This window comes from Actinomadura latina NBRC 106108, assembly GCF_001552195.1.
GTDB lineage: Bacteria > Actinomycetota > Actinomycetes > Streptosporangiales > Streptosporangiaceae > Spirillospora > Spirillospora latina.
Genome location: NZ_BCQS01000039.1, coordinates 47,528 through 65,234 on the forward strand (window position 1 = coordinate 47,528; position 17,707 = coordinate 65,234).

Sequence of the window (17,707 nt, forward strand, 5' to 3'; positions counted from 1 at the left end):
TAGCCTCACCTAACCATGCAATGGGCGCCCAGGTATGAGGCACCTCACTCCAGCCGTGCCAGCAGGCCGGCGACGGTCGGCGCGGCCATCAGGGTCGCGATCTTCGCCGCCGCGCAGCCGGGCTCGGTCCTGATCCGCCGGACGAGCCGCATCGCGAGCAGCGAGTGGCCGCCGAGGTCGAAGAAGTCGTCGTCCGGCCCGACGTCCGGGACGCCGAGCTCCTCGGCGAAGATGCGGCACAGCGCCGCCTCCCGCTCGCCGTCCCGCCGTGCGGCCGGGGCCGCGACCGCCGGAGCCGACGCCGTGGCCGCCGCCGAGGTCGCGGCGCGGGCGGTCAGCACGGAGGGAAGCGCCCCGACCCGCACGCCGGGATCGTCCGCGACCGCCTCCAGCAGGCGGATCAGCCCGGCCGCCAGGGCGTCGATCGTGGCCGGGTCGAACAGGTCGGCGGAGTAGTCGACGACCAGCCGGAGGCCGCCGGCGGCCTCCCGGAAGATGAAGTCGAGGTCGAACTTCGCCGCGCCCGGCCCGAACAGCGCCTCCCGCTGCTCCAGTCCGGGGAACCGCACGTCGCCCGCGCCCTGGTTCTCGTAGCCGACCATCACCTGGAACAGCGGGTTGCGTCCGGGGACGCGGCGCGGGCGCAGCGCCTCGACGACCGCCTCGAAGGGGAGGTCCTGGTTGGCGAGCCCGGCGAGATCTGCGTCCCGGACGCGGGCGAGCAGCTCCGCGAACGCGGGATCGCCGGACACGTCCGCGCGCAGCACGAGCGTGTTGACGAAGAACCCGACGAGGTCGCGCGCGGCCTCCTCGGTGCGGCCGGCGACGGGGCCGCCGAGCGGGATGTCGTCGCCGGCGCCCGTCCGGTGCAGCAGTGCCGCGACGGCGGCCTGGCACACCATGAACATGCTGGCGCCGCCGTCCCGCGCGACGCCGCGCAGGCGCCGCACCAGGCCGGGCGGCAGGTCGGCGGCGAGAGTCCCGCCGCGCTGCCCGACGGTGCCGGGGCGCGGCCGGTCCACCGGCAGCGGGATCTCCTCGGGGAGGCCGGCCAGGGTCCGCGCCCAGTGGTCGAGCTGCCGGGCGTGGACGCTGCCGGGGTCGAGCGGGTCGCCGAGCAGCTCCCGCTGCCAGAGGGCGTGGTCGGCGTACTGGACGGGCGGCGGTTCCCAGGCCGGCGCCCTCCCGTCCAGGCGGGCCGCGTACGCCTCCGCGACGTCGCGGGCGAACGGCCCGAACGACCACTCGTCGAACGCGATGTGGTGGAAGACGGCCAGCAGCAGGTGCTCGCGCTCCCCTTCGGGGAACACCGCGACGCGCAGCGGGACGTCCTCGGCCAGGTCGAACGGCCGCGCGATGACGTCCTCGGGCGGGCAGGCCGCGACCTCCAGCGCGGGGCGCGCCTCCTCCGGGCCGAGGATCCGCTGGTAGGGGGTGCCGTCGTGCTCGGGGAAGACCGTCCGGAGGCTCTCGTGCCGGGCGGCGACGTCGCCGATCGCCGCTTCGAGCGCCGCGAGGTCGAGGTCGCCGCGGAGCCGGACCGCGAGCGGCAGATGGTAGGCGCCGCGCGGCCCGTCGTCCTCGCGGAGCAGCTGGTCGAGCAGCCACAGCCGGCGCTGCGCGGACGACAGCGGGATGCGCGCGGGCCGCTCCCTCGGCTCCAGCGCGGGCCGGGGCCGCGCGCCCGCGTCGCGGTGGACCCGCGCGGCCAGTTCGGCGACGGTCGGCGCCTCGAACAGGTCGCGGATCGCCAGCTCGGCGCCGAGCACGGCACGGGCGCGGCCGACGAGCCTCGTCGCGAGCAGCGAGTGGCCGCCGAGGTCGAAGAAGTCGTCGTCGATGCCGGCGCCCGGCGCGTCCAGCACCTCGGTGAACAGCGTGCACAGCAGCCGTTCGACGGGCGTGCGCGGCGGGCGGCCGGCGCGGCGCGGCGCGTCCCGTCCGGGGTCGGGGAGGGCGCGCCGGTCGAGCTTGCCGTTGACCGTGAGCGGCAGCGCGTCCAGGGTCATGATCGCGCTCGGCACCATGTAGCCGGGCAGCCGGGCCTTGAGGCCCTCCCTGACGCGCGCGGCGAGCACCCCGTGGTCGCGCGCGGCGACGGGGTCGTTCGCGTACGAGGCTGGCGCGCGTCCCGGCTCCGCCGGAAGGCACGCCGCTCCCCCGCCGAACACGGCGTCGTAGCATCCGGCCCGCTCCGACGGAGTGAGCACGACGTCCGGGAACAACGCGTACAGCGTCTCCGGCTCGATCCCTTCCGGAGGCGCGGCCAGTGCCCGCCGGGCCTCGTCCGCCGAGCCGCCGTCCCGCAGCACCCGCAACGCGGCGACCTCCCCCGAAACCCGCGGATCGGGGATCCCCCACACCCGCACCGCCCCGCCCTCCCCCGTTGACCTGCGGCGTGTTGTTGTTATCCGGGCCTCCATAACAACAACACGCCGCAGGTCAACGAAATCGTCGAGGGTGGTCCAGGGGGTGTTCCTGGTCGGCGGGGCGGGCGGGGCGTCCTTGTGGAGGACGGCGTCGTAGCGGTGGCGGGTCAGTTCGTTGTGGTGGGTGCCGCGTTTGGTGAGGACGTCGACGCGGGCCGGGCCGTCCAGCGCGGTGAAGAAGGCGGGGTCGAGGAGGAGTTCCTTCTCCCTCCGGACGGCGCGCTCGATGGCGTCGAGGTCGCCGGTGCCGCGGCCGAGCTGGATCGCGGTGTGCAGGTGGCGGACGGTTCGCAGGTCGCGCACGTCGCCGATGAACAGCGTCCCGCCGGGGGCGAGGAGGCGCATCGCCTTGGCGATGACGTCCTGGAGGTAGGTGGCGCCCGGGAAGTACTGGACGACCGAGTTGATGACGATCGTGTCGAAGTACTCCTCGGGCAGGCCGGCGGTGTCGTGGGCCGGCCGGCAGCTCAGCCGGACGGGCGAGTCCGGGCCGAGGTCGTGCCGCAGCTTGCTGATGACCGGTTCGGAGAAGTCGGTGCCCCAGTACTCCTCGCTCTCGGGGGCGAGGCGGGTGAGGAGGAGGCCGGCGCCTACGCCTATCTCCAGGACGCGGCGGGGGCGCAGGGCCTGGATGCGCTCGACCGTCGTCTCGCGCCATTCGCGCATGTCGTCCAGGGGGATGGGGCTCCCGTCGTAGCTGCTGTCCCAGCCGGCGAACTCCTCGGTGCGGACGACCGTGCCGACCTCGGTGTACTCGGCGTCGTAGATCTGCCGCCACTCGGCGAGCTGCTCGTCGGCGGCGCCCTCGCGGGTGCCGTCCGGGACGATATAGCCGAGGAGGCGCTGCACGCCGGGGACGCCGGTGCCGGCGGCGACGACCGCGGCCTGCCCGACGCCGGGTTCGGCGGCGAGCGCGGTCTCGATCTCCGCCGGCTCGACCCGGTAGCCGCGGATCTTCACCTGGTCGTCGGTGCGGCCGAGGAAGTCGATGTTGCCGTCCTCGCGGACCCGGACGAGGTCGCCCGTCCGGTACATGCGGCCGCCCGCGGACGGATCGGTGCGGAAGGGGTCGGCGACGAAGCGCTCGGCGGTCAGGTCGGCGCGGCCGAGGTAGCCGCGCGCCAGGCCGTCGCCCGCGATGTAGAGCTCGCCGGGCGCACCCGGCGGGACGGGCCGCAGCCAGCCGTCGAGGACGTAGCCGCGGGTGTTCCAGATCGGCCTGCCGACGGTCGGGGTGGCGCTGTCCTCGGTCCCGCCGCCGAGCGTGTTGATCGTGTACTCGGTCGGCCCGTACAGGTTGTAGCCGAGGACGCCGTCGGCCCGTGCGAGCCGGTCCCACACGGAGGCCGGGACGGCCTCGCCGCCGAGGAGGACGAGCGGCGGCCGGTGCCCGCCGTCCAGGAGCCCCTCGTCGAGGAGCTGCTGGGCGTAGGTCGGGGTCACGTTGATGACGTCGATGCGGTGCCGGCGGAGGTAGGCGGTCAGCGCCTCGGCGTCGCGGCGCAGGTCCTCGTCGCAGACGTGGACCTCGTGGCCTTCGATGAGCCAGAGGAGCTCCTCCCACGACATGTCGAAGGAGAAGGAGACGGTGTGCGCGATGCGGAGGCGGCGGCCCGCCGAGGCGACCACCGGGTCGAAGATGTTGGCGCGGTGGTTGAACTGCATGTTGGTGAGGCCGCGGTACGGCGTCACCACGCCCTTGGGCCGTCCCGTCGAGCCGGACGTGTAGATGACGTAGGCGGGGTGGTCGAGCCGGCCCGGGGTGCCGGGGGCGAAGTCCCCCAGTTCGCCGGGGGCCGGGTCGGTCCCGGGGAGGTCGGCGAGGGCGCGGGCGGTCCCGGGGTCGTCCAGCGCGAGGGTCGGGCCGGCGAAGGCTAGGCCGGCGGCGATGACGCTGTGCGAGACCAGGCAGGCGGGGGCCGCGTCCTTCAGCATGTAGTCGAGCCGGTCGGCCGGGTAGTCGAGTTCGAGCGGCAGGTACGCGGCGCCGGTGCGCAGGACGGCGAACAGCGCGACGACCATCTGCGCGGAGCGGGGCAGCGCGAGCGCGACGACCCGTTCCGGGCCCGCGCCGTTCGCGATGAGGAGGCGGGCGAGGCGGTTGACCTCGGCGTTCAGCTCCCCGTAGGTGAGGCGCACGTCGGGGAAGGACACGAGCGCGAGGTCTTCGGGTTGCTCCGCGGCGCGTTCGGCGAGCAGTTCCGCGACCGTCAGCTCGGGGACGGGGTGCCGCGCCTCCTCCCAGGCGCGGCGGAGCCCGGCGTGCTCCTCGGGGACGAGGAGGTCGAGCCGGTGGCAGGGCGCGGCGGGGTCGTCGGCGAGCTGGTGGAGGACGCCGAGGTAGCGGTCGGTGACGCGTTCGGCCTCGGCGCCGGTGAACGCGTCCTTCCGGTACATGACCCGCAGCCCTGCACCGGGCTCGACGACGATCGTGATCGGGTAGTGCGTCGCGTCCCGGACGTCGCGGCCGAGGACGCGGAGGTCGCCGTCCGGGCCGAAGCCGCGGCCGGTCGGCATGCCGGGGAAGTTCTGGAAGACGAACAGCGTGTCGAAGAGCGTCCCGAGGCCCGTGGCGCGCTGGACGTCGGCGAGCGCGACGTACGAGTGGTCGAACAGCTCGGACTGCGCCTGCTGGACGCGGTCGAGCACGGCCGCCGGCGGGTCCGCCGGGCCTGCCTGGACTCGGACGGGGATCGTGTTGAACAGCAGGCCGACCATGGATTCGACGCCGTCCACGTCGGGGTGGCGTCCGGAGACGGAGGCGCCGAAGACGACGTCGTCCCGCCCGGTCAGGCCCATCAGGACCAGGCCCCACGCGGTCTCGAAGAGCGTGCCGGGGGTGACGCCGCGGTCGCGGGCGACGGCGTCGAGCCGTCCGGCGAGGGCGGGCGGGAGCGGCCGGTGCACCTCCCCGGCGTCCGCGAGGTCGGCCGGCGCGCCGACCAGGCCGGGGCGGACGAGGGCGGGCTCGTCGAAGCCGTCGAGCGCGCGGCGCCAGGCGTCCACCGCGGCGGCCTTGTCGCGGGTGCCGACCCAGTCGAGGAACGCGCGGAACTGCGGGACGGGACGCGCCGCCTCCTCCGCCGCATCGGTGTAGGAGCCGAGCAGCGAGGTGACGAGGAGGCCGCCCGACCAGCCGTCCAGCAGGATCAGCTCGGACGTCAGGATCAGGCGGTGGTCGCCGGGGGCGAGGGTGGCCAGCGCGAACCGGATGAGCGGCGGCCGGCCCGGGTCGAACGGTTCCGCCCGCTGGGCGTCGATGAAGGCTTCGAGGTCGTCCGGGGCGACGGTGGCGTAGGTCCAGGGCGCGTCGACGTCGTCGGGGACGAACTGCACGGCGCGGTCGCCGTCCGTCCGGAACCCGGCGCGCAGGTTCGGGAACTTGGTCAGCACGGCGCGCGCCGCGTCCGCCATCCGGCCGGGATCGACCGGCCCGGACAGCGTCACGACCGCCTGCTGGACGTAGATGTCGCGGCCTTCGCCGGCGAGCATCAGGTGGAAGAGCAGGCCCTCCTGGAGCGGCGAGAGCGGGAGCTCGCCGGCCGGTTCGGCGGCCTGGGCGGTGACCGCGTCGGCGGCGGGCGCGGCCGTCCGGGCGAGCTGCTCGACCGTGCGGAGGCGGAAGACGTCGCGGACGGTGAACACCAGTCCGGCGCGGCGTGCGCGGGCGACGAGGAGCGCCGCGCCGATGCTGTCGCCGCCGGTGCGGAAGAAGTCGTCGTCGGCGCCCACGCCGTCGCGGCCGAGGACGCTCGCGGCGATCGCGGCGAGGACGCGTTCCGGCTCGGTCGACGGCGCCCGCCCGCCGGCGGGCCGCCCCGGCTCGGGGAGCGAGCGCCGGTCGACCTTCCCGTTCGGGTTCAGCGGCAGCTCGTCCAGGACGACCAGGTCGGCCGGGACGAGATGGCCGGGCAGGAGGCTCCGCAGCGACTCGTGCAGGGCCTGGGTGTCGGCGTCGCCGACGATGTACCCGACGAGGCGGGACCCGTGCGCGGCGACCGCGGCCCGCCGGACGCCCGGCCGGGCGGCGAGCACGGCCTCGACCTCGCCCGGCTCGATCCGGAAGCCGCGGATCGTGATCTGGTCGTCGGTGCGGCCGAGGAAGTCGAGCCCGCCGTCCGGGCGGCGCCGGACCCGGTCGCCGGTCCGGTACAGGCGGGAGCCGGGCGGGCCGAACGGGTTCGCGACGAACCGCTCGGCGGTGCGGGCCGGGTCGCCGAGGTAGCCGCGCGCGAGCCCGTCGCCCGCCAGGTACAGCTCCCCGGCGGGGACCTCGCGCAGCGCGGCGTCGAGGACGTGCGCGCGGGTGTTGGCGATGGGCGCCAATCCCCCCGCTTCCGCGATGAGGCTGTCGCCGGCGGCCTCCGAGCACCCGTACAGGTTGATCAGCCGGGCCGGGACCTGCTCGGCGAGCGCGGCGGGCAGCGCCTCCCCGCTGCTGATCCAGGTGGTGACGGACGGCGGCAGCCCGTTCTCGGCGAACGCGGCGAGCAGGCTCGGGACGAGCGTGACGAGCCCGGCGCGGTGCCGTTCGATGAAGTCGGCGAGCGCGACGGCGTCGGCCGCGGTCGCGGCGTCGGCGATGACGACCGTGTCGCCTGCGGCGAGGCCGCCGAGCAGTTCGGTCGTGCCGTCGATGAACGCGGGCGACGACTTGGCGACGCGGACGCCGGGCGCGGCGAGGTCCGCGCCCCAGGCGAGGCGGTTGGCGAGGGCGCGCTGGGTGCCGGCGACGGCCTTCGGCGTCCCGGTCGACCCGGACGTGAAGACCACGTAGGACGGGTGGTCCGGGTGCGGGTCCGGGCGGACGCGGCGGGGCGCGTCCCGGGGCGGTTCGTCGCGGCCGAGGACGAGCAGCGGCCGGACCGCGTCCAGCATCGCCTCGACGCGGGCGGGCGGATACGACAGGTCGACCGGCAGGTAGGCCGCGCCCGTCTTGAGCACGGCGAGCAGCGCGACGGCGAACGCGTCCGAGCGCGGCAGCGCGAGCCCGACGACCTGCTCCGGGCCGGCGCCCGCGGCGGCGAGCCGGTCGGCGAGCGCCTCGGCGCGGCGGTCGAGGCCGGCGTAGGTGAGGACGGTGTCGCCGAAGACGACGGCGGCCTTGCCGGGGGTTCGCGCGGCCTGGTCCTCGATGAGGGCGGCGGCCGTCCGGATCGGGAACTCCCGGGTGGTGTCGGGGTGCTCGACGGGTGTGCCGAGGGAGGAGAGCCGCCGTCCGGGGTCGGCGGTGACCTGGGCGATCAGGTCGCCCAGGCCGTCCATGAGCCCTTCGACGGTGGCGGCGTCGAAGAGGTCGGCGGCGAACGCGGCGAACCCTTCGACCTCGTCGCCGCCCTCGGCGAAGTAGAGGTCGAGGTCGAACTTCACGCCGCCGGTCTCGGGCAGGAACGGCTCGGCGCGGACGCCCGGCAGCGCGAGGCGCACGTCGTCCAGCCGCTGATGGACGATCATCACCTGGAACAGCGGGCTGCGGGCCAGCGAGCGTTCCGGGGCGAGCCGGTCCACCACCCGCTCGAACGGGACGTCGGCGTGCGAGAACGCGGCGAGGTCGGCGGCCCGCACCCGGTCGAGCAGCTCGCCGAACGTCGGGTCGCCGGACAGGTCGGCGCGCAGGACGAGCGGGTTGACGAACACCCCGACCAGGCCGGCGAGGTCCTCGTCGGCGCGTCCGGCGATGGGCGAGCCGAGCGCGATGTCGTCGCCGGCGCCGGACCGCTGGAGCAGCGCGGCGACGGCGGCGTGCAGCACCATGAACACGCTGGTCCCGGTGTCGCGGGCCAGCCGCCGGACCGGGCCGGCCGGGAGCCGGAACGGCACGAGCCCGCCCCGGTGGCCCGCCTCCGCCGGGCGCGGCCGGTCGAACGGCAGGACGGTCTCGGCGGGCAGGCCGGCGAGCGCCTCCGCCCAGAAGCCGAGCTGGGGGGCCGGGTCGGGCGCGGCGTCGCGCTGCCAGGCCGCGTAGTCGGCGTACTGGACCGGCAGCGGCTCCCAGTCGGGCGCGCGCCCGCCGCGCCGGGCATCGTAGGCGCGCGCCAGGTCGGCGAGCAGCGGCGTGAACGACCATTCGTCGGCGGCGGCGTGGTGCAGGAGCAGGATCAGCGACCACTCGTCGTCGCCGGTCCGGACGAGGGTGCCGCGGACGGGCAGGTCGCGGCCGATGTCGAGGACGTGCGCGGCGGCGTCCCGCTCGATGGCCGCGACGCGTCCCGGGGTCTCGCCTCGCGCGTCGATGACGGAGAGGCGGGCGTCCGCTTCCCGGACCTGCTGGACGGGAAGGCCGTCCGGTCCTTCGACGAGCAGCGTCCGCAGCGCCTCGTGGCGCGCGACGACGTCGGCGAACGCGGCGTCGAGCGCGTCCGCGTCCACCGGGCCGCGGAGGCGCAGGCCGAGGGGCAGCGCGTAGGACGCGGACGGGCCGCGCAGCCGCTCCTCCAGCCACAGCCCGCGCTGCGCCGCCGACGCCGGGACGATCTCGGGGCGTCCGACATCGCGCACCCGCAGCACGTCCGTCGCGACCAGCCTGGGCGCGAGGGCGGCGACGGTCGGGGCCTCGAACACGTCCGCGATGGACAGGTCCGCGCCGAGGACGGCGCGGGCCTTCGCCGCGACGCGGGCCGCAAGCAGCGAATGCCCGCCGAGCGCGAAGAAGTCGTCGTCGATGCCGATCCCCTCGACGCCGAGCAGCTCGGCGAAGATCGCGCACAGGGCGGCCTCGCGGGCGTCGCGCGGGGCGCGGCCGGTGACGCCGGCCTCGGGCGCGGGCAGCGCGGCGCGGTCGAGCTTGCCGTTGACCGTGCGGGGCAGCGCGTCGAGGGCGACGAGGGCGGACGGCACCATGTACGCGGGCAGCGCGCCGGCGAGCGCGTCCCGGAGGGCCGCCTCGTCGGTGCGGCCCGCCGGGACGTAGTAGCCGACGAGCCGGGGCTCGCCGGGGCGGTCCTCGCGGACCACGACGGCCGCCGCCGCGACGCCCGGCTGCGCGGCGAGGACCGCCTGCGTCTCGGCCGGCTCGATCCGGAACCCGCGGATCTTCACCTGGTCGTCGGTGCGGCCGAGGTACTCGATCGACCCGTCGCGGGCGCGCCGCGCCAGGTCGCCCGTCCGGTACATGCGGGAGCCGGGCGGTCCGTACGGGTCGGCGGTGAACCGCTCCGCGGTGAGGCCGGGGCGGCCGGTGTAGCCGCGGGCCAGCTGGGCGCCCGCCAGGTACAGCTCGCCGGGCACGCCCGGCGGGACGGGGCGGAGCCGCGCGTCGAGGATGTGCGCGCGGGTGTTCCGGAACGGGCCGCCGATGCCGGGCGCGGGCAGGTCCGCGGACGTCGCCCAGATCGTCGCCTCCGTCGGCCCGTACATGTTCGTCGCGAGCGCCGCCCGCGCCCGCAGGGTCTCGGCGAGCGCCGGGGGCAGCGCCTCGCCGCCGACGAGCACCCGGAGCCCCGTCAGCGCGGCCGGGTCGAGCGTGCCGAGCAGCGACGGGGTGCCCTGCACGACCGTGGCGTCCTTCAGCAGCCCGGCCAGCGCGGCCGGGTCGCGGACGGCCGCCCGGTCGGCGAGGACGACGGTCGCGCCGCTGATCAGCGGGACGAACAGTTCCAGTGCGGCGATGTCGAACGCGATCGTCGTCACCGCGACGAGCCGGTCCCCGGCGCTCAGGTCCAGTTGCGCGCGCGTCGCGAGCAGGAAGTTCGCCAGCGCGCCGTGCGGGATCGCGACGCCCTTGGGGCGTCCGGTCGAACCGGACGTGTAGATGACGTAGGCGAGCTGGTCTCCGCCGATGGCGTCGGCGGGCGCGGCCTCCGGACGGAGGGGGCCGTCGAGGACGAGGAGGCTCGCCGTGTCCGGGAGGAGGTGCGCGGTCTCCGGTGTGACGATCGCGCAGAGGGGCCGGGCGTCGTCGAGCATGTGGGCGAGCCGGTCGGCGGGATGGTCGAGGTCGAGCGGCAGGTACGCGGCGCCCGCCTTCAGGACGCCCAGCAGGGCGACGGCGAGGTCCGGTGTGCGGGGCAGCGCGATCGCGACGACGCTCTCGGCCGCGGCGCCCCTGGCGCGGAGTCCGGCCGCGAGCGCCGACGACCGCTCGTCCAGGTCGGCATAGGTGAGGGACTCGGCCCCGGCTTGGACGGCCGTGGCGCCGGGCGTGCGGGCTGCCTGCTCGGCGAACAGCGCGACGACGTCCGTCTCGGGCACCGGCCGCTCGGTGGCGTTGGCGGCCTCGATGAGGGCGCGCTCGCCGCCGTCCATGATGTCGAGGGCGCCGATGGTGCGGTCCGGGTCGGCGATCGCGTCGCCGAGGAGCGTCTCCAGGTGGGCGAGCAGCGCGTCGATGCGCTCGTCGTCGAACAGCTCGCGCCGGAACGTGGCTTCGACGGTCATGCCCTGCGGCCGGACGAACGCCTCGAGCGACAGGTCGAAATGGGTCGTGCCGTTGTGGATGTGCGTCCAGCTCGACGTGATGCCGGGCAGGTCGAGCTCGCCGATCTCCTGGGCGAGGAAGAGGAGCATCGTGTCGAAGAACGCCGACCGCCCGCGCCCCCGCGCGGGACGGAGTTCCTGGACGATCCGGTCGTAGGGCAGGTCCTGGTGGGCGAAGCCGTCGGTGACCGTCCGGCCGGTGCGCCGCAGCGCCTCCCGGAACGTCGGCGAGCCGGACAGGTCGGTCCGCAGCACGAGCGTATTGCCGAAGTTGCCGACGAGCCGCTCGATCTCGGCGTGCTCGCGGTTCATCACCGCCGACCCGATCGCCACGTCGCCGGCGCCGGTGTAGCGGTGCAGTAGGACGGCGTAGGCCGCCAGCATCACCGTGTAGGGGGTGAGGTTCTCCTCGGCGGCGAGCTTCCGCATCCCCTCGGTCACGGCGTCGTCGAACCGCCGCGCGCGGCGCCCGCCCCGTTCGCCGACGGCGGCACCGCGCGGGCGGTCGGCGGGCAGGTCGAGCGGCGCGGGCGGAGGGTCGAGGCGCTCGCGCCAGTACGCGAGGTCGCCCTCGTCGATGGGCCGCCGCCGCTCCCATTCCGCGTAGTCGGCGTACTGGACGCGCAGCGCCGGCAGCCCGTCCGGCTCTCCGGTGACGGCCGCGCGGTAGAGGGCGGACAGGTCGCGCGACAGCGACCCCCACGTCATCCCGTCCCACGCGATGTGGTGGACGACCAGGACCAGCGCGTGCTCGTCCTCACCGAGCCCGAGCAGCTCGAGCCGGATCGGCCGCTCGTTCCGCAGATCGAACGGGATCGCCGCGAGGTCCGCCGCGCGCGCCTCGGCGTCCGCGCACGGAACCGGCGCGAGGTCCAGCATGTCGTCGTCCGTGACGATCTGCACCGGCTGGGCCTCGCCGCCGTCCTCCGCGCCGGCGGCCTCCGCGTAGACGGTGCGGAGAACGGCGTGGCGGCGGATCAGCCCGCGCAGCGCCTCCCGCAGGGCGCCGGTGTCGAGCGGGCCGTCCATGCGGACGAGCAGGCAGACGTTGTAGGCGGGACTGTCCGGGAAGGTGCGGTGGTGCAGCCACATGCTCTGCTGCGCGTGGGACAGCGGCGCCGGCCCGTCCGATCCGCGGGGGGCGATCCCGGCATCGCCGGATCCCAGCCCGGCCTCGGCCATCATCCGCCGCATCAGTTCGCGCCGCCGCGCCGTCGTCGTCTGCACGCCCGCTCTTTCGTCCGACTCCATGATCGCGAGTTAGGTTAGCCTTGCCTACACCGAGCGCACAAGGTTAGCCTTACCTAACTTGATCTTCCGGCCGCGAAAGGGAGTTGGCTGCCTTGTCCATCGGTCTGCGCGCTGATGCGAATCCCACGGAGCTCGTGCTGGAATGCCCCGCGGAGCCCCTCGCCGCCATGGCCCGGCTGGCCGGATCCGGCCTGTTCGCCGACTACGTGGTCTACGAGCGGCCCGGCTCGTGGACGTTCGCGGGCGGCGTGCTCGGCGAGGTCGTCCTCGACGCGGGCACCGTCCGGACCCGCTGGCCGGGCGGTCCGGCGTCCGCCCGCCCCTGGTCGGGGCGCCCGGCCGACGCGCTCCGCGACGCGTTCGCCGAGGCCCCGCAGCCCGCCTGGAACGCCTACGGCTGGATCGCCTTCGAGTTCGCCGCGGCCCACCCCACCGGCCGGCTCGCGCACCTGATCGTCCCGCGCACCGAGGTCCGCATCACCGGCGGCCGCGCCCGCATCACCGGCCCGGACGCGGACCGGGTCGCCGGCCGGGTCGCCGGACTCCTCGCCGAGACCGCCCCGATCCCCGGGACCCCCTCCCCCGTCGGCGTCCGGGTGGACGGCGGCGCCTACCGCGCCAAGGTCGCCGAGGCCATCACCGAGATCCACGCGGGCCGCTACCAGAAGGTCATCGTGTCCCGCCGCGTCGACATCCCGTACCCGGTCGACGTCATCGCGACCTATATGCGCGGACGCGAGGCCAACACCCCCGCCCGCTCGTTCCTCCTCGACCTCGGCGGCTTCCAGGCCACCGGGTTCAGCCCCGAGGTCCTCGCGACGGTGGACGCGGACGGCCGCGTCATGACCCAGCCCCTCGCCGGCACGCGCGCGTTCGGGACCGACGCCGAGACCGACGCCCGCGGCCGCCTCGAACTGGAGAACGACCCGAAGGAGATCTTCGAGCACGCCGTCTCGGTGCGCACGTCACTGGAGGAACTGCACCGCGTCTGCGACCCGGGCACCGTCCAGGTCACCGACTTCATGACCGTGAAGGAGCGGGGCAGCGTCCAGCACCTCGGGTCGCGGGCCGTCGGCGTCCTCGCCCTGGACCGCTCGCCGTGGGATGCCCTGGACGCCCTCTTCCCCGGCGTGACCGCGTCCGGCATCCCGAAGCCGGACGCGATCGAGGCCATCACCCGCCTTGAGGACCGCCGCGGCATGTACTCCGGCGCCGTGGTGGCCGTCTCCCACGACGGCGCCCTCGACTCCGCCCTCGTCCTGCGCGCCCTGTACAGCGAGAACGGCCGCGCCTGGCTCCGCGCGGGCGCCGGCATCGTCAGCGCCTCCACCCCCGCCCGCGAGTACGAGGAGACCTGCGAGAAGCTGTCCAGCATCGCCCCCTACGTCGTCCCCTCCCCTGATCCCCCGTTCAGTCACCGGCGTCGGGTGTGAAGTCGAACTCCCACGCCAGCTCCCACACCCACATGGCCGGACTCAGGTCGATGGTGACCAGCAGCGTGCCGTCCCGGCTCAGCGCCGCCTGGTAGAGCGAGCTGCGGTGGCCTTCCAGCGTGCGCAGGCAGAGGCCGGAGCGGACATCCCACACCCGAACCGTGCGGTCCGCGCCGGTGACCGCGAACGCCCCGTCGGCGCTGAGGGCGAAGGCGCTCGGGGTCCCCGGCGTCGACAGGGTCCTGACGACCTCTCCGGTATCGGTCCCCCAGATGAGCAGCGATTCCCGGTCGGTGCTCGCCGCCAGCCGGCCGTCCGCGCCGAGGACGACGCCGATGTCCGAAAGACCGCTTCCCTGGCCGAGGAAGGAGTAGCGCAGCTCGCCGTTGCCCACGTCCCACGCGCCGACGGACCAGCTGCGGGAGACGAAGAGGGTCCGCCCGTCCGTGCTGAAGTCGAGGCGTTCATCGGACGCCCGCGACGGCAGCGTCCACACGGGACGGTCCTCCCCCAGGCGCCACAGGTGGATCTCGTTCTCGTTGGGCGGTCCGCCGAAGCGGTCCGCCTCCGGGTGCGTGCTTCCGAGCGTGGCCGCGTACCGGCCGTCGGCGCTGAGCGCCGCCGCGTGGACCTTGCCGCCGTGCGCCGGCCACGCGCGCAAGACGTCGCCCGCGGGCAGGTCCCGCAGCCGCAGGGTGCCGGTCACGTCGCCGATCAGGATCCGGTCGCCCGCCGGGTTCACCGCGAACGCGCTGATGGCGCCGAACTCGTCGGTGAACAGGCGCTTGCCGCCGGTTTCGAGGCTCAACTGCCGGATCGTGCCCGCGGACGTCAGCACCAGGACCAGCATTCCGTCCACCGCGAACCGGATGTCCCTGGCGTTGCCGCCCTCGCCGCGGTCGAAGGTGTGCAGCCGCTCGCCCGCGGCGAGATCCCAGATGTCCACTTCGCCGGTCCACCGTCCGGCCGCCGCGATGGCTCCGTCCTCCCGCACGGCCACGGTCGGCGGCTGCGTGAACACCTGGTCCGCGTCGTAGGAGTAAAGCAGTGACGCGCTCAGCAACGTGGACCTGCGGCCGTGCTCGCCCAGCCGTGCCCACGCCGCCCGCAGCGCCGGGTGGCGGTCGAACCCGGGCATCCGCTGGGCGGACCTCAACGCCGCCGCCGCGGCCGCGAACCGCTCCCGGGCCGCCAGCTCGTCCACCCGGTCCATCAGCTCGCGGAACGCCTCGTCCGCCCGGGCCAGTTCGGGGGCCGGCCGCGGGCGCGCGTAGCACCAGGGCGCCCGGTACCCGCCGGTGGGCAGTGACCGGACCGCGACGCGTCCGTGGGGCAGGCCGAGTACCGCGACGCGGCCGTCCGCGCTGACGGCGAGGGCGTTCGTCCAGCCGGCGCCGGGCGGCAGGTCCCGGTCGAGCGCACGCAGGCAGCTGCCGGTCGAGGCGTCCCACACCCGCACCTCGCCGCCACCGTCCGACACGGTCACAACGGTCGGTGCCGCCGTGGCGGGCGCCACGGACTCCACGTGGCGCCACGAGTGCGGCGCCTCGCTGACCACGGCGCCCGCCTGCGCGTCCCACACGACGAGCGGCCCCTGCGACCAGGCGACCACGGCGCGCCGGGCGTCGGGCGACACGGCTCCGACGTCCATCGGGCTGGCGTGCACGGGCCTGCCGTGCAGCGTTCCTCTGGCGGGCCCGACCAGCATGCCGACGCACTCTTCGCCTGCCACGTCCCATGCACGAACGGTGGCGTCGTGGTTCGAGGAGCCGAACGATGCCGACAGGGCCGTCCGGCCGTCCCGGCTCAGCGCCAGCGAGGTGACCGGCCCGGTGTGGCCGCGGAGGGCGGCGACGATGAGCATCCCCGCGACCTCCCACACCTGGATCATTCCGCGCGGATACCCTGCCGCGACGTAGCGGCCGTCGCCGCTCACCGCCACGGCGACGGCCCCGAGCTGCTGCAGCGGGCTCGGCAGTCGGCGGCCCCGCCGCAGATCCCACAGTTCGACGGCGCCCTCCCGGACGGCGGCCCCGAGCGCGCCGGCCCCGTCCATCGCCAGGGCGGCGACCCGCTCCCCGCTCCTGGTCAGCGTGCGCCGCCGCCGGCTCCGGCCCGGCTCCCACAGCAGTAGCCGACCCGCGCGATCACCGGACAGGACGAGGCCGCCGTCCGCGCTGACCGCGACCGCCGACACGTCCTTGTCCTTGTGACCGTCGAAGTCCGCATGGATTCGCGGCGGGCGGTGCTCCCACTCGGCCAGCGCCTCGGCGGCGTCCGCCGAGTCGGGGTCGGCGGCGACCGCCTCGCGCAGCAGTTCCCCGGCGCGCTCGTCCTCGTGCCGCTCCAGCTGGACGGCGCCGAGGAGGAGGGCGCCGTATCCGGCCCGGCCGCCGCCGCTCGCGGCGATCGCGGCCTCGATGTTCGTGACGAGTTCCTCGCCGGTCTCCTGGGCCGTCCGCCACCGATGCAGGCCGAAGTTGTAGACCGACGGCAGATGGTACGGGTCGGTGCCGAGCGCCCGCCGCCACAGCTCCTCGGCCTCCTCGGTACGGCCGAGGTCCAGGAGCGAGAGCGCGTGGTTCGACAGGCCGTCCGACAGCAGCCGCGCCGCCCTGGGCACGGGCCGCTCGTTGGGGACGCCCAGGATCTCGCGGTACAGCTCGGTAAGCGTCGCCGCCACCTCACCGAACCCGGCCGGACGCGCCGCCGGGTCCGCGGCGAAGCACTGCCGCAGCAGAGTCGCCACCGCCGGCGGGATCGGCACCCGCGCGCCGCCTTCGCGCAGGATCACCTCCAACGCCTCGCCGGCGGCCTGGCCCTGACGCGTCGGCGGCCGTCCGGCGAACATCTCCAGCACGGTCACGGCCCACGACCACACGTCCGTCGCCGCCGTCAGCCGGACTCTCCTGGTCCCGGCCGCCGCGGCGGCCTGCTCCGGGGAGCAGTAGCCGCGCGTCATCCCGCCGAAGCTGACCGACGCCGGGACGTCCGGGGGCGGCGCGGTCTCGCCGGTCTCGCTCGTGGCCCGCGCCTTGGCCAGGCCGAAATCGGTCACCTTGGCCGTGCCGTCCGGTTCCAGCATCACGTTCGCGGGTTTGACGTCCTGATGGACGAGCCCGGCCTCATGCGCGTGCGCGAGCCCCCATGCCGTCTGCACAGCGATGTCGAGGATGCGGGCCAGCGCCGCCTCCGGGCCGCCGCCGTAGAGTTCCCCGCCGTCCACGGCCTGGGCCAGGCTGCCGCCGTCGACCCATTCCGCGAACACCCGGGGCAGGCCGTCGATGGTGCGGACATAGGCGCATCCGACCGTGTGCGGGTGGAGCCCGAGCCCGACCCACGTTTCCGCCTCGGCCTCGAAGCGCCTGCGGTCCTCCGGGTTCCGGACGTATTTCGCACGCGGCGTTTTCACGGCCATGTCCACCCGCCAGCCGCGATGACGCACCCGGTGCACCACGCCCATGCCGCCGCTGTGCACCACGTCGAGCACCTCGTAGAGGCCGAGCACGACCTCGCCCGGCGTCCAGTTCCGAGCCGGTGCCATGGCGTCAGCCGGCGAGCGCGCCGAACAGGGGGCTGCCGACCAGCCGCTCCACCTGGTCCGTCCTCGGCGCCTCCACGGTGCGTTTGCCGCTGAGGAGCTTCACGCTCATCCCGACCTCGGAAGTGCGCTTGCGCCCGAATCCGGGATCGGCCTGCCGAAGGAGCATGTTGATCTTGGCATCGCTGATGGAGAGGTGGTAGCGCAGCGACACACGGCCCCCTTCGCCGGGCGGAACGGATGCTGCCAGGCCAGATTACTCGCGCCTGCCGATCGCCGGCCGCGGGGGAAGCGGTGCGGGCCGGGAACGTCCGACCTGAACGCTATGGTGCGTCTTCATGAGCACACTCCATACCGGCACTGACGAGATGATTCCGGCGTGAGCCGCTACCGGGGCCCCGCCACCCTGATCGGCAACGGCGGCGCGGAGGTCGAGGTCTACGTCGATCTGCGCGCCAAGCAGCGGGAGTGGTCTGGGACGGCGACCATCGGCGACTTCGATGCCGACGACCCGCACGACCGGACGCTGAGACTTCCAGACGGCCGCGAGGCACAGGTCACGCTCGGTGACGCGGCAGTCTGGTCTGACGTCGTCACGCTGGTCGGAAGTGGCCCGCCGCCCTTCGCCTGAAGCGACC

The 17,707-nt window shown here is 75.1% G+C and carries 5 protein-coding genes; 2 read left to right on the plus strand and 3 right to left on the minus strand.

Annotated elements, in window-relative coordinates; translation table 11 throughout:
- Positions 1-44: 44 nt before the first annotated feature.
- Entirely contained in the window at positions 45-12,095 is a 12,051-nt protein-coding gene (locus tag AL2_RS32975) for a non-ribosomal peptide synthetase (protein WP_083947145.1), read from the minus strand.
- Between the two features lie 92 nt (positions 12,096-12,187).
- Between AL2_RS32975 and AL2_RS32980 the strand changes: the two genes are divergently transcribed.
- On the plus strand, positions 12,188-13,528 hold the full coding sequence (locus AL2_RS32980) for a salicylate synthase (protein ID WP_067640672.1): 1,341 nt from the start codon (positions 12,188-12,190) through the stop codon (positions 13,526-13,528).
- Here the strand turns inward: AL2_RS32980 and AL2_RS32985 are convergent.
- Both AL2_RS32985 and AL2_RS32990 read right to left on the minus strand, forming a co-directional pair.
- Positions 13,506-17,072 (minus strand): serine/threonine-protein kinase, encoded by a 3,567-nt coding sequence (locus AL2_RS32985; protein ID WP_067640675.1) that lies wholly within the window; start codon positions 17,070-17,072, stop codon positions 13,506-13,508. The two genes, AL2_RS32980 and AL2_RS32985, sit on opposite strands and share 23 nt — an antisense overlap.
- Positions 17,073-17,076: 4 nt before the next feature.
- On the minus strand, positions 17,077-17,283 hold the full coding sequence (locus AL2_RS32990) for a DUF7019 family protein (protein ID WP_067640678.1): 207 nt from the start codon (positions 17,281-17,283) through the stop codon (positions 17,077-17,079).
- A 165-nt stretch (positions 17,284-17,448) separates the two neighbouring features.
- Here AL2_RS32990 and AL2_RS32995 point away from each other — a divergent pair, with 165 nt between their 5' ends.
- Positions 17,449-17,700, plus strand: coding sequence for a DUF4873 domain-containing protein (locus tag AL2_RS32995; protein WP_067640679.1), 252 nt, complete (start codon positions 17,449-17,451; stop codon positions 17,698-17,700).
- The last annotated feature ends 7 nt before the right edge of the window (positions 17,701-17,707 follow it).

Coding starts and splice junctions, on each gene's coding strand:
- AL2_RS32975 (WP_083947145.1), bottom strand. CDS start 12,095: ATGGAGTCGGACGAAAGAGCGGGCGTGCAGACGACGACGGCGCGGCGG.
- AL2_RS32985 (WP_067640675.1), bottom strand. CDS start 17,072: ATGGCACCGGCTCGGAACTGGACGCCGGGCGAGGTCGTGCTCGGCCTC.